The following is a 19,755-nucleotide window of genomic DNA, read 5'->3' as shown; positions in this document are numbered from 1 at the left end:
GTGGCACATTCGTCACGACACCTGTCTGCGCGCAGTTCTTTGTTGCGCTGGCATGAAGCACAGCCAGTGCATCTGCGCCAGCACGCCGCGATCTGCACGCTGACAGGTGTCGCCTAACCGATTGTTTTAGTTGAAACAGGTGGCGTTGAGAAGGCCCGCCAGCCGCATCGCGCGGCTCGTCAAGGCAACCACCCTTCACTTCGCCACGCAGCACGACCGGCGAACCTTCTGAATGCCATGACGGTTGGGCCACTTGATCAGCGTTGCCTTAGTGTTTGCGGTTTTCCGCGGGCGTAAAGGGAACCGGCGCATGCGCTGGCAATCCCTCTCGCCAGGCGTCCAGTTTCGCTTCGATGCCGGGTGAACTGGCGATCTGTGGTTCGGAGGGCTCTTCCACGTCATCACGGGCTTCCCACTCGGCAACCGTTGCCTTGGCCTTGGCGAATGCCTCAGTGATGGAAGTCGTCTCGTTCAGCGCGTCGGCCAGAAACGCATTGCCGAAATAGGTGATCTCGGATTCCGACCCGCAACCAAACGAGCTGCGGTCACTGCGCGCGGCGGTGATGACCATGCTTGAATCATCGCGCAATGCGTCGATGAATCCGCCCGAGAAACAGGCGTTGACGATGATGACCTTCCAGCGCATCGGCGGCGTGGTGTTCAAGGCGTCGGCGAGATCTTCCGGGGTGATCTGATTCAGGGGCAGGGGATCCAGGGCGACATAAAGCTGGTGGTCGTGCGAGCCGTGTGAGGTCAGATAGAGAAGCAGGATATCTTCGGCGGGATCCATTCGCTCGGCGATCGCATCGAGGCTCAGGCGCAGATTGGTCAGGGTGGCCAGTGGTCGCGAATCAATGCTGGCCGGATTGTTTTCAAGAATGATCATATGGCCGTCGGCGCCGAACCGCTCGGAGAACAGTTTTTCGACGTATTCGGCCTCATTGCGAAACACGTTCTCGTTGCCATCGCCTGCGAAGGCGACAACATACAGATTGGTTTTTCCGGGCGTGCGCGGGTGCAGCGCCGCAATGGCTGATCCAAGCAACTGCGGCTGATCGAACATGAGTCGTTCAGGATCGAAGCTTGCGCCTTCTTCGGTGGACTCGAGGTCGAAGCCGCTACCGCTGATGGTGTCGCCAGCAGCGTCCTGAATCATCTGCTGGGCTGCCGCCTGATCGTGCATGATCAGCGGCGCGCCAGGCATCCACCACCATGGCATTGCCGAAACCGCGAATGCCAGCGCAGCGGCAAGCAGGGCTTTGGGCAGGTGTTTCGGCATCAGCCAGCGGGCAAGTGCAATCAGAACAAAAAGCCACCAGGCTTGTGACAGCCAGGTAAGGGCGAGCGCGGCGCCATCATTGCCGCCACGAAACAAGTGCAATGCAGCGGCTTGCAGCGGCCAGTGGATCAGAAGCGAGGTTGCCGCCGTCGCGGCCAAAGCAATGGCGGCCACCGCCCAGACGATCTGGATACGTCCGGAAATTCGCACAAGCAACCAGGCCGCAACCAGGGTCAGCGTGCTGTCGGCGAGCAGCGTACTGAATCCCCAACTGACGAACATGCGCGGGGGATCGGCCTGGATTGCCGCGCTGAGGATTTCTATCAACAGGTAGAACAGCAGGCTCGCGACGAACGCGTTGGCTCCGGCCAGCACCGGGTTTCCGCGCGGTCGGCGCAGAAAGGTGATGCGGAAACCGTTGCCAATCATCGAAGCGGATGGCGTCATGGGTTTGGATCAATCGCATCGAAATCGACGACACAACGATGCCCCGAATCCGCCGCGCATCCATTCGCGTCGCGGGCCAGCAGGATCGTCTGCATCCCGGCCTTTTGCGCTGCATCGAGTTCGTCGACGACGTCGGAAAGAAACAGGATCTCGGCCGCGGGAAGCGCGATTGCTTCGGCGATCCGCGCATACGATGCCGATTCACGCTTGGCCCCGGTTTCGGTGTCGAAATAGCCGGAAAAGAGCGGGCTCAGATCACCCGCTTCAGTATTGCCGAACAGCAACTTTTGCGCGGGTACCGATCCGGAGGAGTACACATACAGACGCAGTCCATTGGCAGCCCACTTTTGCAGGCAACGCGCGGCATCTTCGTAAATGTGCGCGCGAAAGTCGGCGCCCTTGTATCCGTCAGCCCAGATCATGCCTTGCAAGGCCTTGAGCGCTGTCGACTTGCGATCACTGTCGATCCAGCTAATCAGCAGGTCGATGATTTCCTGCTCGTCGGCCGAAACCAGACCGGCTTCCCGAGCGGCTTCTTGAAGCCAGTGTTGCACTTCGGGCGTGTCGGCGTGGGTGACGACGAAGGCAGGCAGACGCTTGCGCGCGTAAGGAAACAATACATCCTTGACGAAACTGATCGAGCTGGTGGTGCCTTCGATATCAGTGAGGATCGCGCGAATTCTGGACATGGGTGTGCATCCTTGTCATGTGGCTGTTGAGTCTCGCATGTCCAATGAATACCGGAAGTGAATTCACCGGATTGGACTTGTTGCGTTCAACGGGTCGGGCTGTCGGGACGACTCGGTGACATGCGCGGAAACCTGTCCGCAATCTTGTCGCCGGTAAATTCGGCAACCCAGCCGGCCGGATTGTTGAACAGTCGAATGGCGACGAAGTTTGGCTCCTCGCTCATATCAAACCAGTGGCGGGTGCCATCGGGAACGCCGATCAGGTCGCCTTTTTCGCAGAGAATGTCGTAAACCTTGTCCTTGATGTGCAAGCTGAATTGACCCGAGCCGGCGACGAAGAAGCGCACCTCGTCTTCGACATGCGTGTGCTCACTCAAAAACTTCTGGCGCAAAGCGGCGCGATCCGGGTGGTCGGCCGTCAGGCTGACGACATCGACACTCTTGTAGCCTTCCTCGCGAATCAGGTTGTCGATGTCTTCGCGGTAGGCCTCGATTACCTCCTCCTGGCTTGCGCCGGCGGCAATCGGCTTGTCGGTTCGCCATCGCTCGAAGCGCACGCCAACCGCGGCAAGTGCCTTGGCGATTTCTGCATGCGTGGCATGCGTCTCCAAGGGTGTTTCGCTGTTGTCCTCGGCAAAAATACGCAGATGGCTCACGGTGACAGTCTCCTCAGATCCAGTTCGCAGTTGAGCAGGAACTCGAACGCTTCAAGATGGCGTCGCGCTTCGGCCATATCAACACCCCAGGCGTAGATGCCGTGGCCATCAATGAGATAGCCGTGTAGCGGCTTGCCGGCATCGAGCCAGGCATCAACCTGGTCGACCAGAACCGTCATGTCCTGGGTATTCGCAAACACCGGCAGATCGAGCACGCTCTCATGCGTTTGGTAGCCGGAAATCGCCTTCTGCAGTTCCCAGCCCTCAAAACGAACGTTTCCGGCGGTGGCGAACAGGCGTGAAGCGACACTTTGCGCACGCGAATGCGTATGCAGCACCGCGCCCGCTTCAGGAAGGCGGCGATAGATCTGGGTGTGCAGGGCGGTCTCGGCGGAAGGCCGGGCTGATGTGGCAATTGGCCGGTTGTCGAAGTCGACAACCATGATGTCGTCAATGCCGAGTTGTCCCTTGTCGCGTCCGGAAACGGTCACGGCGGCGAACTGGTCACCGAGGCGCATCGAGAAATTGCTGCTGGTCGCCGGGGTCCAGCCGAGTGCGGCAAGCCTGGCTCCGGCGTCAGCAATGGCTTGCGCCTTGAGCAGGAACTCAGCGCTTTCATAGGGCAGGGATGTGGTAATGGGAACTCTCCGCGATAGCCGTCCAGACAAGTTATGATGATACGACATGGACGATAGACTGCCTCATGATCTGGCGCAGCGCGCTAGACTGGGCTGGACTACCGAATCAAGGCCAATGACATGACCGCTCAAGGTGCTACGCGAAAGACGCGATTGATTGTGATCACGGTTCTGATCGTGCTGGTGTTTCTGGTGATCTGGCAGAACAGCGCGACGACAACACTGAGCATTCTGATTTTCAGTGCCGCGCTGCCGCTGATGGTCTGGCTCGGTGTATTTTTTGTGATCGGCTTTCTTCTCGGGGCGGCGATGATGTGGACTTACCGGCGCCGTTGACGACAAAAGCCGCAAAAAGAGGCCTGAAAATGTCGGGCAATTGTTGAATCGGCGGTTGGCTCAACCAGAATCGCTCTGGTTGAAGCGGCATTTTGGGGTGTTTCAGACGGTTGTATCGGGGTGGAATAGGAATACAATGCGGGCGCTGTTGTCCGCCGCGTGGGCGCTATAGCTCTAATCTTGAATGGGGATTCCGGAATGAGATTGAATACAATGTTGGCCGTTGTCGCGAGCATGGCGTTATCGACCGTCGCCATGGCGCAAAGTCACGAAACCTACAACCCGGCGGAGACGCCAAACAACACGTATGTGCCAGGTGCGCCGCTCCAGGTGCTTGGCAGTCCAAGCTTGCTGGATACCCGACCGGGTCTTGTCACCCTGCCGGGGGCTGGTGCGGGTGGCGCAGATGTCAGCCGTTTGCAGAACGCCTCGTTGGGAATGACGACACTTGGCGGTAATGTCTCGTTTTCAGCAAGTTTCCGCATGGCGGAAGATTTTGTCGTGACGGGATCCGGTTGGACGGTCAATGACATCACCGTCTATGCCTATCAGACCAATTCGCCGACGACATCGTCGCTGACAGGTCTGTACCTTCAGATCTGGGATGGTGATCCGAGTCTGGCTACTTCGAACGTCATTTTCGGCGACACGACAACGAACGTCATGACGTCGACCGCGTTCAGCAATATTTTCCGCGACTCCGAGGGAACCCCGGATGTCACCAATCGGCCGATCATGGCCGCGACTGCAGCTGGTCTCAATATCAACCTGCCTGCCGGTACGTATTGGCTCGACTGGTCAGTTGCAGGCTCGCTGGCATCGGGGCCATGGGCTCCGCCCCTTACCACCGTTGGTCAGGCAACGACCGGCAATGCGATGCAGTTCGCCTCTGGTGTCTGGGGACCGTTCAATGACAGCGGGTCAGCGACGCAACAAGGTCTGCCGATGACCATTGGTGGCACCGTCGGCGGCGTTCCGCTCGAACCGGCGCGTGAACTTCCGGTCAACTCCAACTGGTTGTTGCTGGCTCTTCTCGGTGGTCTGCTCGGTATCGGTGCACTGGCAATGAACCGCCGTTGATCCGAACCACAAGTGATCTCGAAAGGCCACCCGAGAGGGTGGCTTTTTCGTCTCTGCGGAATCGCATCAACCGGGGTGTGACCAGCGTTCCGATCAAGTTTTCAATTCGTGGGCGTCGCCGGTCCACTTGAGTGAGTAGAGGTTTGGCAGGCGATCCTTCAACGTGGTTACCGAGCCGTGCTCATGCAGGGTTCGAAGCAGGTCAAGATTGACCTCGGCAACGAGCAGAGCCTCAGAATTCGCGGCTGCCTCGTTGATGATGGAATCACCGGGAAAGGCGAAATCCGCCGGGGTGAACACTGCCGACTGCGCATAGTGGGTATCGGAGGCTTGCACCTTGGGCAGGTTGCCGACCGCGCCGGCAATCGCCACATAGCATTCGTTCTCGATTGCTCGTGCGCGCGTACACAAGCGTACGCGCATATAACCGTTTTTCATCTCGGTCAGGAATGGAACAAACAGGATCTGCATGCCCTGGTCCGCGAGAAGGCGCGAGAGCTCCGGGAATTCGCTGTCGTAACAGATCAGGATGCCGATTTTTCCGCAATCGGTGTCGAAAGCCTTGAGCTGGGTGCCCCCCTTCATGCCCCACCAGCGCCGTTCGCCGGGGGTGATGTGGATCTTGCGCTGCTCATCGCGACTGCCGTCGCGGCGCAACAGATAGGCCACATTGTAAAGGTGACCGTTTTCTAGAAAGGGCAAGCTTCCGGAGATGATATTGATGTGGTAATTCACCGCCAGCTGGCTGAGCTTGTCGCAGATGGTCGGAGTGAACTCGGCCAGTCGACGGATCGCATCGGCCGGGCTGAGGTCGCCGAATTGGGCCATCAGCGGCATGTGGAACAACTCGGGAAACAGTACGAAATCGGCACGCACGGCACCGAGAGCATCGACAAAGAACTCGGTCTGCTGGAGCAACGAGTCGAGCGAGTCCATTTGACGCATCTGCCACTGCACCAGGCCAATGCGCACCAGACTGTGCTGGCGCTTGTGCATGTCCGGTTTGTCCTGATAGTAGATGTTGTTCCATTCGATCAGGGTGGCAAAGGCCTTTGATTCGGCATCGAAACGCAGGTAGTTGGTCAACACTTTGCGCACATGGAAGCCATTGGCGATCTGAAAGCTCAGAACCGGGTCGTAAAGTTCCTTGAGCGTGACGCGCTCGATGTACTCCTTTGGCGTCATCTGCTCGGCATGTTCGGCGTATCCGGGGATGCGACCACCGGCAACGATTGCGCGCAGTCCGTAGTTTTCGCAGAGTGCCTTGCGTGCCTCGTAGAGTCGGCGGGCCAGACGCATGTTGCGATAATCGGGATCGACCATGATGTCGAGGCCATAGAGCACATCGCCGTCGGGATCGTAGGTGCTGAAGGTGAATTTTGCGGTGATGTCCTCGTAGCTGTGCGAATCACCGAATTTTCCGTAGTCGACGATCAGGCTCAGGGCGAAGCCAACCGGCTTGTCACCCACGGTGATGCACAACTGGCCATCGGCAAACAGATCGAGCAGCTTGCCGATATGTTGAAGACCCCATGGCAATCCGCCGATTCCCGCATAGGCGCGCGCGGTTATTTCGACCATGGCCGGGTAGTCTTCCATGCGCATCTTGCGCACTTCGATGATCTCATCGGTCATGACGTTGTTCCTCGGAATTCAGTGATGGGTGCGGGCGCAAGTTGCGCACCGCGGTAAAGAGCAGATTATCAGCCATTCGGGCTTTTCCCGGCTGATCTTTCACGCTGATTCGCACGCTGACTTGTGTTGATGACGGAATCGTCGGGCGCTTCGAGGTCGCTGGTCGGGTCTGACAATGAGGCCCATTCCCTGCGGTAGATGCGCAGTCTGATGCGCAACCCTGGGCGGATGACGACGACGGCGTTCTGGTCGAAATCGAGCGCAAGCGTGTCGATTCGATCAAGCGTGAGCGCGGCGACCAGCAGCGACGATTCGCGCCATTCGTGACCGGGAATACGACCGGCAGCGGCAAGCACGCGGCCCTGATACGAACGGACCCGACCGAGCAACTCGCGCATGCGTTGACGATTGTGGGTTGCGGACAACTTCTCCGATTGCGGATTGCAGGCACTGATGCAGGCCAGCGGCCAGTCCGGGTCCGCCCAGTTGATCAGGGCCAACGGAGCCGGCTGGCCGATACGCAGGGTGACGCGACGGCCACCGGGCATGCGTACTTGGTAGTGGCTGGCGCGATAAACGTCGAGCAGATCCGCCGCCGCATTCATGACTCTTGGGTAGGCACCGGTCCTAGTACTTCAACGATGCGGCTATCAGCGCCATCGAGATTGATCTCGGCCAGTGACGTTTTCCCGGCAATCAGTTCGCGCAGGATGCGTTGCTGGATTTCGCCACGCTGGTAAGCGATTGCATACGGAATCCGCGAAAACGTGACCATCCAGTAGCGCGGCACCCAGCGGCCCGGATGACGTGCGGCGAGTGTATGACCGAGTTCGCGCATGAGCAGGTAATCAGCATCATCGACGCGATCACGCATCTCGATGTAGTTGTCGAGCGCCATCTCGGCGATCGCATCGGCATTCGGCTTGCGCCTGCGTTCGAATTCGGCGAAGACCGCAGCGCTGTCATTGGGCGATGCGGTCAACAGTTCGGCCAGCTCGACGGCGTCTTCAAACCCCGAGTTCATGCCCTGGCCATGAAACGGCACGATCGCGTGTGAGGCGTCGCCAATCAAAAGTGCCTTGCCCTCGAAATGCCAACGATCCAGATAAAGCGTGCCGAGCAGGCCGGTCGGATTGCCGAGATAGTCTTTTTCAAGATCCGGAATCAAGGGCACGGTGTCGGCGAAATCGCGCTCGAAAAAAGCGCGTGCATCGGCTGCACTGGACACGCTGGCGAGACTCGGTTCGCCTTCGTTGGGCAGGAACAGGGTGACCGTGAAACTGCCTTCGGAATTCGGCAAAGCGATGCACATGTAGTTGCCGCGTGGCCAGATATGCAGCGCATTCGGCTCCATCGCGAAGCGTTCGCCGCGCGCCTGTGCCTCGCGCAAGTCAGCAGGAAGCCGGCTCGACGGAATATCGGCCAGAGCGGGGATTTCCAGTTCCTTGTAGCTGTGGCCGAGCGAATCGAAGCGTTCGCCGAGACCGATCACCTGGGCCATCGATGCGCGCAGCGCGGATCCGGCGCCATCGCTGCCGAGGATGATGTCGGCCTGATGGCTGCGTCGGCTTTCATCCTCGCTGCACAGGTGCAGGGTCGAGGTTTTCCAGTCAACCGATTCGAGGCGCTGGTCGAAATGGATGACCGCACCAGCAGCCTCCGCCGCATCGAGCATGGTCGTATTCAGCGTTCCGCGGTTGACCGACCAGATCACTTCGGAGTCATCGCGACCATAGCGTTGCAGATTGGTGCGGCCATCGATGTCGTGAATCATGCGGCCGCGCATCATCACCGTAATCGGTCGCATGCGATCTTGCAGACCGGCCAGACGCAAGCCATGCCAGCCGCGTTCGGCCAGGGCCAGGTTGATGGAGCGGCCACCGAGGAAGCCGGCCTTGCGCGGATCGGGTCGGCGCTCGAAAACGGTGATTTCGAAGCCGCGCTGGGCGAGCAAGGTGGCAAGCAGGGAGCCGACCAGGCCGGCGCCGACGATCGTGATGGGAGCTGCTTTCATTTCCGGACTACCGGGCAGAGCGCCACTGCGCGACCGATTCGACCAGGCGGCGGCAATCGATGTAGCGGTTGTAGAGTGGCGTGGGTGCGGCGCGAATGACATCGGGCTCACGCCAATCGACAACGATGCCGTCGCGCTGCAGATGCTCGAACAACTGGCGTCCGGATTCGCGTGGGCCCTTGACCCGCAGAGATAATTGGCAGCCTCGACGGGCAGGTTCTCCGGGTGTGATTACACTCAGGACATCGGCAACTCGATCCTCGATCAGCCATTCCAGATAGCCGGTCAACGCACGCGATTTTTCGCGCAAGGCTGCAAAGCCGGCGTTGTTGAAAACTTCAAGCGATATTCGCAAAGGAGCGAGTGCCAGAATCGGAGGATTCGATAGCTGCCAGCCATCGGCACCCGGAGTCGGCTTGAACTGCGGCCCCATCTCGAATCGCGTGGATTTTTCATGACCCCACCAGCCGGCGAAGCGCGGTCGCGTGGTTTGCGCATGTTGCTCATGGACAAACGCGCCGCCAACGGCGCCGGGTCCGGAGTTCAGATATTTGTAGCTGCACCACACGGCGAAATCGCAATTTGAATCGTGCAGGTTCAAGTCGATATTGCCGACTGCATGGGCGAGATCGAATCCGACTACGCAACCTTGCGCTTGCGCTGCGCGAGTGATTGCTTTCAGGTTCAGTGCCTGGCCGGTCAGGTATTGCACGCCGGGCAGCAGGACCAGGGCGACCCGGGACCCATGCCGATTGATGGCATCGAGGATCGCCGCCTCGGACAAGGTGCCGTCCGCTTCATCGGGCTCCAGTTCGATCAGGGCCTCGGCAGGGTCGAAGCCGTGGAATCGAACCTGGGCCTCGACCGCATAGCGATCCGAGGGGAAGGCGCATTTTTCGATCAGAATTGCCGGGCGTTCGGCAGTCGGTCGATAGAAGCTGACCATGAGCAAGTGCAGGTTCACGCTGAGCGAATTCATCGCAACCACTTCGATCGGCTTGGCGCCGACGATGCTGGCCAGATCATCGCGTACGAACTCGTGATAGTCCATCCACGGCAGGCGGCCGCGGAAATGTCCTTCGACGGCGAGCTCAGCCCAGTAATCGAGCTCATCAATCACCGCCTGGCGCGATGCCCGAGGCTGCAAGCCGAGCGAATTGCCACAGAAGTAGGCGATATCTCGGCCTTGCTGCTGCGGAATATGGAACTCCGCACGGAACCGGCCCAGGGGATCGGCTTCGTCCGCCGCCAGGGCCCAGGCTTCGCGCGCCTCACGATTGGCGAGATCGATCATTTCAGCGAATTGGCGACGCTGTCGCAGCCCTGGTCGAATTGACTGGTCCAGGCCTTGGTCGTCGTCTTGAGTATCGGCCGCTGGCAGCGCACCTGGACGGCGATCTCGCCCATCAGGTTAAAGCGGTCGCGGATCTCGTAGCGGGTCTGGCCGCGCATGACGAAGTAGTGATGAATGCCGGTAGCGCTGCCATCCAGAGCAGCCTCGTAGCCCGTCTGCGCCTTCGACAACAGCATCTCGTTTGTAGTTGCGTCGGCAAAATCGGCCGAAGATTTCAGCTGTCGGGTCTTGACCGTGACGCTGGCCATGTCATCGGTGCCTTCAGCGGCGGGATCGGTGACATGAAAGGTGATGGCCTGCGGATTGCCATCGGACTTTTCCATGATCGCGCTCCAGTCTTGCGGAACGCTGAAGCGAATCTTGCCGTCGTTGAGGTTGTAATCGGAGCGGTCTTGCGCGCTGGCGCTGCCAATGGCGGCTAGCAGGATCAGGGGAAGCAGTTTCATCGGGTTACTCCGTGTCGTCTTGTGCAAATCGGGAATAGGGCAGGTTGAGCCATTCAAGGGCAGTGCCGTGGAACAGTCGGGATTGCTCCGCCCGGCTAAGGTCAAGTGCGGTGATGCCACTGCCTGGCTCCTGTTCACCGAGCGGAAACGGATAGTCCGTTCCAAGCATGACCGTATCGACACCGGCGACATCGAGCAGATAGCGCAGTGCGGCATCATCGTGCACGCAGGAGTCGAAATAGATGCGACCGAAATAATCGCGTGGATTGCGCGAATTGTCGGTGGCGACCAGATCCGGACGCATGCGGAACCCGTGTTCGATGCGACCGATCGAGTAGGGGAACGATCCACCACCGTGAGCGAAGCAAACGCGCAATTTCGGCAGGCGTTCAAGGACGCCGCCAAAGATCAGGCAGCAAGCCGCGCGAGCCTGCTCGGCCGGCATGCCGACCAGCCACGGCAGCCAGTACTTGGGCATCGACTCCCTGCCCATCATGTCCCACGGGTGGACGAGGATCGCCGCACCGAGGTCGGCGGCTGCTTCGAAAAACGGGAACAGCTCCGGCGCGTCGAGATTCCAATCCTCGATATGCGAACCGATCTGGATGGCAGTGATGCCGAGCTGATCGACGCAACGTTCCAATTCCTGGATGGCCAGGGTCGGCGACTGCAACGGAACCGTACCGATACCGGCATAGTTGCGCGGATAGCGGCGGCAGATTTCCGCGGTGTGGTCGTTGAGGAAGCGGTGCAATTCGAGAGCCTGACTCGGCTTGGCCCAGTACGAGAACATCACCGGAACCGTCGAAACCACTTGCACATCGACGGCGAATTTCGAGTAGTCGGCAATACGCACTTCCGGGTCGAAGGCGTTGGCCCAGATCTCGCGGAAGAACTTGCCATCCTTGTAGATGCGATGACGGCCTTCGGCATTGACCATGACCGGGAAACGATCGTCGCGGTACTTTTCAGCGAGATTGGGCCAGGTCTCTGGGAGGATATGTGCGTGGGTATCGATCTTGAGCATCTGCCAAGTTTAACCCAGCCACGCAAAATCGCGGCAACGAGCCGAAACACCTGCCGCGATCAATTCTGAGACAAGGTGTTGCGATATTTGCGACCAAACTCCCGGAAACCGGGCCCGCTCAGGCGTAGCGAGCCGGTGCCGGGTTCACGTGGCCGCAGGACTTGCAAGTGCGTGATTCGAGTGACCGGTAGAAGCGATCAAACACGGCGAGGAAGTCGATCTCGACGTCCTGCAAGGTAAAGAACTCCTCAAACAACTTGTGATTGCAGCGTTCGCAGAACCAGAGCAATCCGTCCTTCTCGTGAGCGAGCCGCTTGCGCTCGATAACCAGGCCAATCGAGTTTGCGCTGCGTTGCGGCGAATGCGGCACCCGAGGTGGCAGATAGAACATGTCGCCGGCACGGATCGGAATGTCGCGAACCTGGCCGTCCTCCTGGATCTTCAACACCATGTCGCCTTCGAGCTGGTGGAAGAATTCAGGACCTTCATCCCAGTGATAGTCGGTTCGTACATTCGGCCCGCCGACGATCATGATGATGAAATCCCCATCGACAATGCACTTGTTGCCAACCGGCGGCTTGAGCAAGTGGCGGTGTTTGTCGATCCATTGCTGCAGGTTGAAAGCGGGCGTGATCATGGCGTCGAAAGGGAAGCCTGATTTCAGGAGATGTCTACAGTGTACTGCTTTGGCTTGGCCGGCTCATACTTGACGAGGGCGCATGTGTTGATTGGCGCTGTAATCGAGTGGTTAAAAACTATGTTTTACACAAGCTATTGAGCTAGCTACAATTCTTTTTGGATTTGTAAGTCACACTTGAGGATAAGTAGCACTTGAACAAGAAACCAAGCTCAGCTAGAGGGCTGGAGTTTTCCACGCTGGCGGATCGTATTCGTTCTGCACGACGCAAGGCATCCATTTCGCAATCCGAGTTGGCCCGACGCATTGGCGTCAGCGCCAGCGCTGTTGCGCAATGGGAGCATCCGTCCGGAACCCAACCAACGCTTCAGAGTCTCGTCCGAATCTTCGAAATCACCGGCGTTTCCATCGATTGGCTGGTAACGGGAAAGGCATCCAGTAGTGGCAACGTGAGTCTGGGCAACGACGACGTACCTGCTGTCTCGCTGGAGTTCTTTGCTCACTGTCTCCAGGAAGAGAATTTGCTGAGAGTTTTCAGAGAGATACCGACGAAGTGTCGGTCACTCCTATTGGATGTTGCAGAAGAGCTTTCATTGCCGCGAACATTTGATTCTCGTTAGTCACGCTTGGTATCGCGGTCCCTTTCGTTAGCCTGGGCCATTGCCTAGTCTGTCGCGCTAACTGGGATCGGGAGCGGGACTATGGGATGGTTTTTCACGGGGCGGAATTCGTCGCTGTCGTTTGTGTACGCGTTGCTATTGACGTTGTGCGGTGGACTTTCGGTGCTGACGCCCAGCAACGAGGCCTATGCCTTCGGTGGGACGATTACGACCCCTGAGGCTGTCTTTGACACGCCACCTGCCCATGATGCGACAACGGGCACCATGGCTGGTTCCAAAGTTCCATGCCGGTTGTCTATGGCATGGCGCAGAACTCAGGCGATGGATCAGTCGAGGGTGCCCGGAGTGCGTTCTACGGCTACACCGAGGCGATGTATCACCATCTCGGGCGCGGATTTCAGGGTTTTCGCACGATCGTATCCAATAACGTTGCACCGAGCGGCCAGACCTGGCGCCAATTACGCACCACCACCACCTTCCACCAGAAGTTTCCGTTGACCGGTCGGATCGAGCAAGTGGAGACGAAGATTCCCGGAACTGGAAGGCTGATCAAGAGGGAAACCGACACTTGGATCTGCAATGCCAATCGCGGTGCGTGTCCACAAGGTGATGCCTTGCCGAATCCCTCGGTCAATACGAATGGCGGAACAGTCTATTCGCCATTGCTTGATTCACAAAGGATCGAAAACTACGATCTGGGCACTGGTGCAGCCGTCAGCCATATCACCACCGTCAACGCCGCTGCCGCGAGCGGAGGCGCTTCGGGCTGGGACAGCAATGGCAATTTGCACACGCAGGTTGTCACCAGCGCCGACGATGGTGCCGGGGGTAGCTTCGTCAGCGAGCATAGGGTCACCACGACCAACACATATATTCCGGCGGATACCGGAAGCTGGTGGCTGGATCGATTAAGCAGTTCACATGTCGTGACCTCGCTGACGTTTGACGGCAACCGGAAGCTGCCCAATGGCAACGCAACGGCACCAACTCGAACGGTAGATACCAGCTATCTCTGGAACTCGCCCGATCGCACCCCGCAATCGCAAACGGTGACCGCCGCGGGCAAAACCCTGACGACGACCTACAACTATGCCTCGACGACAGCCAGGGGTCTGCCGAGTAGTGTCACCATCACCGGCACGGATATCTCGCCACCACGCGCGACCCAATTCACCTACACCAAGGACGGCGACAACCCGGCTACTCAACAGGACGGCTACTTTGTCCTGACCACAACAAACGCCGCCGAGCAAACCTCGACTACGCAGCACTCGCCGCGGGATGGCCAGGTCACGGAGCAAACCGATCCCAACGGTCTCAGCAGCACCAGCAGCTACGATGGTTTTGGTCGTTTGACTGGCATGAGCTTTACCGATGCCGACAATCAGCCACTGCTGCCGCCGGTGAGCGTGAGCTATGCACGATGCATAGGCGGCAAAGGAAGTTTGTGCGACAACGGAAATGGCTATGGTGAAGGCGACAATCAGGACTACGCCGCCTGGCGGGTGAGCAGGGTCCAAGCGGGTTCGCCGACCAGTGTCGACTGGTTCGATGTTCTTGGTCGCACGATCAAACATGTCGAGCGCGGCTTTGGCGAGTACGACGAAAACGGCCAACCGATCGGAAACGGCGACTTCATCGAGACGACAACCGACTACGATGCGATGGGAACGGTTTCGATGCAGAGCACCCCGTTCAAACAAGGAAACGGTCAGACGCCGTACCTCACCGCCTGGAATTACGATGCACTGAACCGGCCGACGCAGAAGAACGCACCGGGTGCGGAACTCGACCAGTCCAACGGCAACGTCGTCACCTCCTATGCGTACAACGGCAGCAAAACGACGATCAAGGTTCGTGCCGCCAGCGTTTCCTCGACTTCGACTTGCCCGTCCAACACCAACTCGTCGAACGCCAACCTGTGCATGGACATGAGTCGTTCCTACGATGTGCTCGGTCGCCTTGAGCAGACCGTGCAGGGCAATGGATCAAACTTGACCTATGCCGCAACCAATTACTGGTACGACGGGCTCGGCAATCCGATCGCGGCAAAGGATGCGGGCGGCTCTGTCCTTACTGCGACTTACAACGATCTCGGTCAGCGTACGGATCTTGTCGATCCCGATGCCGGCCATTGGCAGTTCACCTACAACGCCCTCGGCGAAGTCATTGACCAGACCGATGCCCGCGGTGTTGTGACCCATCATGAATACGATGTGCTCGGTCGATTGAGAACGCGCACCGCAACGAACAACGGTGCCAGTGATCCGAGCCTCAAGGTGATTCAGGATGACTGGGTCTACGACCCAAGCGGAGGTGCCGGCCTGCTCGACTATGCCGCGCGCAAGAAGGGATCGAGTACGTTTGCGCTGGCCCAGATCTGGAAGGAATCCAACACTTACGAGTCAAACACCAAGCGACTGTCGACCCAGACCACAACACCATTTGACAACCAGAACACCCAGTGGATCACCAGCTACACCTATGACAGTTATGGACGTCCGTTTACCACCGGCTACCCAAGCGGCCTGATGGTCAGGAAGGACTACACCAGTTACGGCGATCTGAATCAGCTCAGCAACTACGGCACCGGTGCAATCTACTGGACCGGATCGGCCAAGGATGCCTGGGGCAATCTGACCGATGAGAGTTGGGCCGGCGGTATCACCGGCAAGCATTCGGCCTATGCGAGCACCGGCCAGCTCAAGCAGAAGAAATGGACTCAAGGGGCCAGCACGCTCGATCAGCTCGATTACAGCTACGACAGCTTCGGCAACCTGAAAACGCAATCGAGCACGCAGAACGGTGCCACGGCCAGCGAATCGTATGCCTACGATGGTTTGCAACGCCTCACCCAGACCACCCGCAATGGCGTTCCCGGCAACCCGGCCCCGGTCACTTATCGTTACCAGAACAATGGCAATCTTTCGGCCAAGAGCGATTACAGCTTCGCCACGCCGGGCTCGTACGTGTATGGCAATGGATCCTGTGGCCCGCATGCGGTGAGCGCGGTGGTGCGGGCGGGCAGCGCGCTGACCTACAGCTGCGATGCCAACGGCAATGTCACCGGCGGCAGCGCCTTGAATGCGACCTACGACTTCAACAACCAGCCGTGGTCGATTCAGCGGCTCAGTGACAGCAATGGCGGCAGCGGCAGCGCCCAGTTTGCCTATTCGGCCAATGGCGATGTGTTCAAGACCCTCGCAGGCAGTAACAATACCTGGTTCGGTGCGGCCGGTTATGAGGAGTCCTGGATCGGAGGCACCCTGACCCAGCGTCACGAGTTGGGCCCGGTCACCGTGCTGCGCCAGAGCGGTGTCGATACGATCAAGGCCGTGTTGCGTGATCGACTCGGCTCGCAAGTGATGTCGCTGGCGGTCGAGGGCAGTGGCGGTGGTGGCGGTTTGACCGCACCGACCTTGAGCTCGTTGCAGAACCCGAGTTATGACGGGAACTACACCCTCAAGTGGACCCCCATCAACGGTGCCACCGAGTACCAGTTGTTCGAGATCGGTGCCATACGAGGAGCGGTATTGGTCTACCAAGGCTCCGCCACGTTGTGGTCGCCGCCCGCCGCCAAGGCACCGCGCCAATATGCCTATCAGGTCAAGGCATGCAATTCGACCTGCAGCGATCTCAGCCAACCGTTTTATGAAGATGTGGTCCCGCTGCCTCCGGATACGGTCACGGCCAGTCCTCCGAGCACTGCGGGTAACTTCCAGGTTTCCTGGGCCGCTGCCAGTGGCGCGAACAACTATGGGGTCGAGGAAAAACCCCCCGGAGCGACGTCCTTTCAGGCGGTGGCCTCCGGTGTGACGACCACCTACTGGGATGCCAATGCCAGATCCAATGGAACCTGGCAATACCGGATCAAGTCCTGCCTGAGCACGGGCGCTTGCGGCAATCCGAGCGCCGCCATCAGCGTAACCGTCGGCGGAGATCCGCAAGTGCCGGGCGCGCCTCACATGAACCCACCCGGTGCCGGCTCCAGCGGAGGTCAGATCAGCTTGAGCTGGAGCCCCGCGCCGTCACCGTCACCGCAACCGGATTACTACGTGTTGCGCGAGAGCTTCAATGGCGGCGGCTGGAGTTACTCCGTCCAGAACGGCACCGATACCGTACTGGAGCGGGGCGATGGCGACTACAACTACAACATACGTGGCTGCCGCAACAACCCGAGCGACCCCGGCAATCCGTATTGCGGTGCATTTTCCAACACGGTCAGCGTGACCGTTGCGGGCAGCACCCTGCCGGATGCTCCCGCGTACATCCACAGCTCGCAGCTCAGCTGTGCCACAGGCACCACCGCCACCTACACCATCGACTGGCCGGCAAGTAATGGCGCGACGCGCTATGAGTTGCACGAGCACAACGGCATGGCGGACCCGCAGGATGTGTACTACACGACCACCACCGAAACGCAGCAGACAATCACCAAGACCTGGCCCAGGTTCGCCGAAAGCACGAGCTTTGAATACGAGGTACGCGCCTGCAACGGGAATGGCTGCTCTTTCTACACCGGCGGGGCCAGTGCGTGCTTTGATCACAACCATCGCCCCGAGAGCGTCGCGCCGACCACCACCGCCTACGACGCCTTCGGCAAGGTGCGCAATGGCGACTACTCGGATCGTGTCGGCGGCCAACTCAACCTGCTGCCGGATACCTTGCGTGGCTTTACCGGGCATCAGCATGTCGATGATGTGCGCCTGATTCATATGAATGGGCGGGTTTATGACTATGAGTTGGGACGGTTCCTGAGTGTGGATCCGGTGATTCAGTTTCCGACTAGTACGCAGTCGATGAATCCTTACAGCTACATCATGAATAATCCGTTGAGTGGGAGGGATCCGACTGGGTATGCTGCATGCCTGTCGACGGATCCAGCTTCTTGTTTGGACGATGGCGTCAATACGATGGAGGATGTCGAAACCGGAAAGACAACGACCATTGTCGTTGGCAACGCTGGCGACAATATTGCATTTACCGGTCAGATGAGCGTCAGCAACTTCAAGAGCATTAGCGGCAGCATCAATGTCGCTTTTAACCCTTCAAATGGCGCCGATAGCTGGGTAAAGAACGGCCCGGACGGTAGCAACGACCACGACAAGATTGGCGCGATAGCGGACAGTGGCAAGGGCTGCGCGGGTGGGATTCAGTGCTATAACGTGGCATCGGTACAAATACCTGGTCAACGAATGCCTTTAGTCACGAGCTTTGAGCGCACCTTCGCTCCAGATCAGAACTATGGTGCAATCAATGGCATCATGAATGAGGTAGGTCGAGCAATGGGTCTAATGGCGGAGCATGTCCATACTCGGTTTGGCGCAGACAGCTACACTTTGGCATATAACCCGACCGAAGGCATGTTTAAAGACCTGGTCGAATCACTACAAGATAAACTTGGCTGGACATCCAACATAGCGCGTGGTTTCAGCGGAGTTTTGACCAGCGTCAATCATCCAATGAGCTGGGATGCGCATAGTCAAGGCGGCGCTATCTTCGCCGAAGCGGCTCGGGTAGCAGCTAATGGCGGTGCCAATTTAAGTAATATTACGGTGGCGTTTGACTCGGGCGCTAACAATGCTTGGGCCACCAATCGCATCCTTGCTCGCGGAGGTATTCAGTTGTTCCGACAGGGTTATTTTGACCGACCGAATGACCTAGTGCCGCAGATACTCGGTCTACGGGGATGGAATCGGCCTGATCGCATGGCGCGATCAATTTTAAATGCGCCGAAACTGTTTGGTCCCGGCGAAACTAGCCCCCACACCTACGCCGTTCCAAACCCGTGATGGGCACTATGATTCAGTCACTACCTGCATCGCTGTTTGCTGTGGTAGTGGCGGGATGTGCCTCGATAGGCAATGCAGCGAGCCTACCGTCTGGAGAAACTCGGGATTGGGTGACTTATCGCGTTGACCTTGGTGATCAGGTTTTGCAGTTCGCGATACCACCGGGTATCAGTGAGGACTTCTTGGACCCGCCTGTGCCTCAGCGAATTGATTTGCAAAATCCAAATGCCTTTGATGAAGTTGGTTCGGCAGGAATACTCTCCCGACATTGGGACTATCGAAAGAATGGGTTCGCGCCGCATGAAGGAACGTTAACTGCCGCGATCGCAGTGAATTTCAGCGAAAAGCCCCTGGACGACTTGTCAGCTTTGCAAGGAGCCCTACGAAGGCAGGCGGACCTGATCTATAAGCAGGCGGTCGTACGAGACCCCAAATACAATGGTCCGCCGATTCCGCCTTTGCGCTTCGATCCGATAAAAGTCGCCGGTAGGGATGGGTGGTACGTGTCTTATCGAGTATTGCCTTCCGGCTACGTTGTACCATTGGATAAGCACCATTATCTTGGTATCGGTGTCTACAACTCGGTTACTCGTCCTGATTGGCGTGAAGACGCGCAAGCTGCCGCAAACGCGATCTTGAATTCGATTCACATTGGGCCGAAGTCCTGAGAGAACGAAAAGAAGGGGAACAAAGGGGTCAGGAACAAAGGAATAAAGGGGTCAGATACCGTCTTGAAAAGCAAGCTGCTGTAGTGGAATTTGCAGATCAAAAGGCTGGCCCGACTTGACGATGCCGTAGATCAGGTGGACGAGTTTCCGCATGCTTGCGCCGACGATGGCTTTCGGCACCATGCCACGGTCTTTCAAGCGTTTGGCCAAGGCGATGATCACAGGGTTGTGGCGCTTGGCAACGAGACCGGGCATATACAGCGATTTCCGTGCTGCACCGTGACCCGCTCGCGAGAGCGGTATTTGTCAACGAAGTTGTCCGCTCAATCATGCAACCAGACGCTCAGATTCTGTCTTGGCGGGTGACTTTCGATCTGGGTTGAGCCAGACCGTTTCGATGGGCGTCCAGTCGCGCACCGCACGTCCACGCCATCGGT

17 protein-coding genes are annotated in these 19,755 nt (G+C 58.5%); 5 read left to right on the top strand and 12 right to left on the bottom strand.

Annotated elements, in window-relative coordinates; genetic code table 11:
* Positions 1 to 268: 268 nt before the first annotated feature.
* The 4 genes from VFN25_RS14505 to VFN25_RS14490 form a co-directional block, all read right to left on the bottom strand.
* On the bottom strand, positions 269 to 1,726 hold the full coding sequence (locus VFN25_RS14505; RefSeq protein ID WP_325143146.1) for a C13 family peptidase: 1,458 nt from the start codon (positions 1,724 to 1,726) through the stop codon (positions 269 to 271).
* Positions 1,723 to 2,415, bottom strand: a complete 693-nt coding sequence (gene mtnC / locus VFN25_RS14500; RefSeq protein ID WP_325143144.1) for an acireductone synthase — start codon at positions 2,413 to 2,415, stop codon at positions 1,723 to 1,725. The genes VFN25_RS14505 and mtnC overlap by 4 nt, the downstream gene beginning before the upstream one ends.
* A gap of 86 nt (positions 2,416 to 2,501) precedes the next feature.
* Positions 2,502 to 3,071 (bottom strand): acireductone dioxygenase, encoded by a 570-nt coding sequence (locus VFN25_RS14495; protein WP_325143142.1) that lies wholly within the window; start codon positions 3,069 to 3,071, stop codon positions 2,502 to 2,504.
* Positions 3,068 to 3,757 carry a methylthioribulose 1-phosphate dehydratase gene (locus VFN25_RS14490; protein ID WP_325143140.1) on the bottom strand — a complete coding sequence of 230 codons (690 nt, stop codon included), beginning with the start codon at positions 3,755 to 3,757 and terminating at the stop codon, positions 3,068 to 3,070. Before VFN25_RS14490 ends, VFN25_RS14495 begins: the two co-directional genes overlap by 4 nt.
* A 72-nt stretch (positions 3,758 to 3,829) precedes the next feature.
* Here VFN25_RS14490 and VFN25_RS14485 point away from each other — a divergent pair, with 72 nt between their 5' ends.
* Both VFN25_RS14485 and VFN25_RS14480 read left to right on the top strand, forming a co-directional pair.
* Positions 3,830 to 4,045 (top strand): LapA family protein, encoded by a 216-nt coding sequence (locus VFN25_RS14485; protein ID WP_325143138.1) that lies wholly within the window; start codon positions 3,830 to 3,832, stop codon positions 4,043 to 4,045.
* 198 nt (positions 4,046 to 4,243) lie between these two features.
* Entirely contained in the window at positions 4,244 to 5,125 is an 882-nt protein-coding gene (locus VFN25_RS14480) for a hypothetical protein (RefSeq protein ID WP_325143136.1), read from the top strand.
* A 93-nt stretch (positions 5,126 to 5,218) separates the two neighbouring features.
* Here VFN25_RS14480 and VFN25_RS14475 read toward each other — a convergent pair whose 3' ends face one another.
* The 7 genes from VFN25_RS14475 to VFN25_RS14445 form a co-directional block, all read right to left on the bottom strand.
* Positions 5,219 to 6,760: a GNAT family N-acetyltransferase gene (locus tag VFN25_RS14475; RefSeq protein WP_325143134.1), complete on the bottom strand. Its 1,542-nt coding sequence runs from the start codon at positions 6,758 to 6,760 to the stop codon at positions 5,219 to 5,221.
* 68 nt (positions 6,761 to 6,828) lie between these two features.
* Positions 6,829 to 7,365, bottom strand: coding sequence for a DUF3293 domain-containing protein (locus VFN25_RS14470; protein WP_325143132.1), 537 nt, complete (start codon positions 7,363 to 7,365; stop codon positions 6,829 to 6,831).
* Positions 7,362 to 8,774: an NAD(P)/FAD-dependent oxidoreductase gene (locus VFN25_RS14465; protein WP_325143130.1), complete on the bottom strand. Its 1,413-nt coding sequence runs from the start codon at positions 8,772 to 8,774 to the stop codon at positions 7,362 to 7,364. The genes VFN25_RS14470 and VFN25_RS14465 overlap by 4 nt, the downstream gene beginning before the upstream one ends.
* A 7-nt stretch (positions 8,775 to 8,781) precedes the next feature.
* Positions 8,782 to 10,068: a kynureninase gene (gene kynU, locus VFN25_RS14460; protein ID WP_325143129.1), complete on the bottom strand. Its 1,287-nt coding sequence runs from the start codon at positions 10,066 to 10,068 to the stop codon at positions 8,782 to 8,784.
* Positions 10,065 to 10,574 carry a hypothetical protein gene (locus VFN25_RS14455; protein WP_325143127.1) on the bottom strand — a complete coding sequence of 170 codons (510 nt, stop codon included), beginning with the start codon at positions 10,572 to 10,574 and terminating at the stop codon, positions 10,065 to 10,067. The genes kynU and VFN25_RS14455 overlap by 4 nt, the downstream gene beginning before the upstream one ends.
* A gap of 4 nt (positions 10,575 to 10,578) precedes the next feature.
* Complete coding sequence (locus tag VFN25_RS14450) at positions 10,579 to 11,601, bottom strand: amidohydrolase family protein (RefSeq protein WP_325143126.1); 1,023 nt, start codon at positions 11,599 to 11,601, stop codon at positions 10,579 to 10,581.
* Between the two features lie 118 nt (positions 11,602 to 11,719).
* Positions 11,720 to 12,238, bottom strand: coding sequence for a 3-hydroxyanthranilate 3,4-dioxygenase (locus VFN25_RS14445; protein WP_325143124.1), 519 nt, complete (start codon positions 12,236 to 12,238; stop codon positions 11,720 to 11,722).
* 194 nt (positions 12,239 to 12,432) lie between these two features.
* On the opposite strand from VFN25_RS14445, the gene VFN25_RS14440 reads away from it, so the two are divergent.
* The 3 genes from VFN25_RS14440 (at position 12,433) to VFN25_RS14430 (ending at position 19,318) form a co-directional block, all read left to right on the top strand.
* Positions 12,433 to 12,858, top strand: a complete 426-nt coding sequence (locus VFN25_RS14440) for a helix-turn-helix transcriptional regulator (RefSeq protein WP_325143122.1) — start codon at positions 12,433 to 12,435, stop codon at positions 12,856 to 12,858.
* A gap of 284 nt (positions 12,859 to 13,142) precedes the next feature.
* On the top strand, positions 13,143 to 18,650 hold the full coding sequence (locus tag VFN25_RS14435; protein WP_325143120.1) for an RHS repeat-associated core domain-containing protein: 5,508 nt from the start codon (positions 13,143 to 13,145) through the stop codon (positions 18,648 to 18,650).
* A 110-nt stretch (positions 18,651 to 18,760) separates the two neighbouring features.
* Entirely contained in the window at positions 18,761 to 19,318 is a 558-nt protein-coding gene (locus VFN25_RS14430; RefSeq protein ID WP_325143118.1) for a hypothetical protein, read from the top strand.
* A gap of 51 nt (positions 19,319 to 19,369) precedes the next feature.
* On the opposite strand, the gene VFN25_RS14425 is transcribed toward VFN25_RS14430, so the two are convergent.
* The gene (locus tag VFN25_RS14425; protein WP_325143116.1) at positions 19,370 to 19,573 is read right to left on the bottom strand and encodes a hypothetical protein; all 204 of its coding nucleotides are present in this window, start codon (positions 19,571 to 19,573) and stop codon (positions 19,370 to 19,372) included.
* Positions 19,574 to 19,755: the final 182 nt, after the last annotated feature.

It is taken from the genome of Dokdonella sp. (assembly GCF_035703485.1).
Classification (GTDB): Bacteria; Pseudomonadota; Gammaproteobacteria; order Xanthomonadales; family Rhodanobacteraceae; genus Dokdonella.
The sequence above is the reverse complement of the archived record's forward strand: the minus strand, read 5'-3'. Positions and strand labels throughout refer to the sequence as shown.

Bases quoted from the DNA above. Each gene is read 5' to 3' on its own strand.
- VFN25_RS14505 (WP_325143146.1), bottom strand. From the start codon at position 1,726: ATGACGCCATCCGCTTCGATGATTGGCAACGGTTTCCGCATCACCTTT.
- mtnC (WP_325143144.1), bottom strand. From the start codon at position 2,415: ATGTCCAGAATTCGCGCGATCCTCACTGATATCGAAGGCACCACCAGC.
- VFN25_RS14490 (WP_325143140.1), bottom strand. From the start codon at position 3,757: ATGTCGTATCATCATAACTTGTCTGGACGGCTATCGCGGAGAGTTCCC.
- VFN25_RS14485 (WP_325143138.1), top strand. From the start codon at position 3,830: ATGACCGCTCAAGGTGCTACGCGAAAGACGCGATTGATTGTGATCACG.
- VFN25_RS14480 (WP_325143136.1), top strand. From the start codon at position 4,244: ATGAGATTGAATACAATGTTGGCCGTTGTCGCGAGCATGGCGTTATCG.
- VFN25_RS14475 (WP_325143134.1), bottom strand. From the start codon at position 6,760: ATGACCGATGAGATCATCGAAGTGCGCAAGATGCGCATGGAAGACTAC.
- VFN25_RS14470 (WP_325143132.1), bottom strand. From the start codon at position 7,365: ATGAATGCGGCGGCGGATCTGCTCGACGTTTATCGCGCCAGCCACTAC.
- VFN25_RS14465 (WP_325143130.1), bottom strand. From the start codon at position 8,774: ATGAAAGCAGCTCCCATCACGATCGTCGGCGCCGGCCTGGTCGGCTCC.
- kynU (WP_325143129.1), bottom strand. From the start codon at position 10,068: ATGATCGATCTCGCCAATCGTGAGGCGCGCGAAGCCTGGGCCCTGGCG.
- VFN25_RS14455 (WP_325143127.1), bottom strand. From the start codon at position 10,574: ATGAAACTGCTTCCCCTGATCCTGCTAGCCGCCATTGGCAGCGCCAGC.
- VFN25_RS14450 (WP_325143126.1), bottom strand. From the start codon at position 11,601: ATGCTCAAGATCGATACCCACGCACATATCCTCCCAGAGACCTGGCCC.
- VFN25_RS14445 (WP_325143124.1), bottom strand. From the start codon at position 12,238: ATGATCACGCCCGCTTTCAACCTGCAGCAATGGATCGACAAACACCGC.
- VFN25_RS14435 (WP_325143120.1), top strand. From the start codon at position 13,143: ATGCCGGTTGTCTATGGCATGGCGCAGAACTCAGGCGATGGATCAGTC.
- VFN25_RS14425 (WP_325143116.1), bottom strand. From the start codon at position 19,573: ATGCCCGGTCTCGTTGCCAAGCGCCACAACCCTGTGATCATCGCCTTG.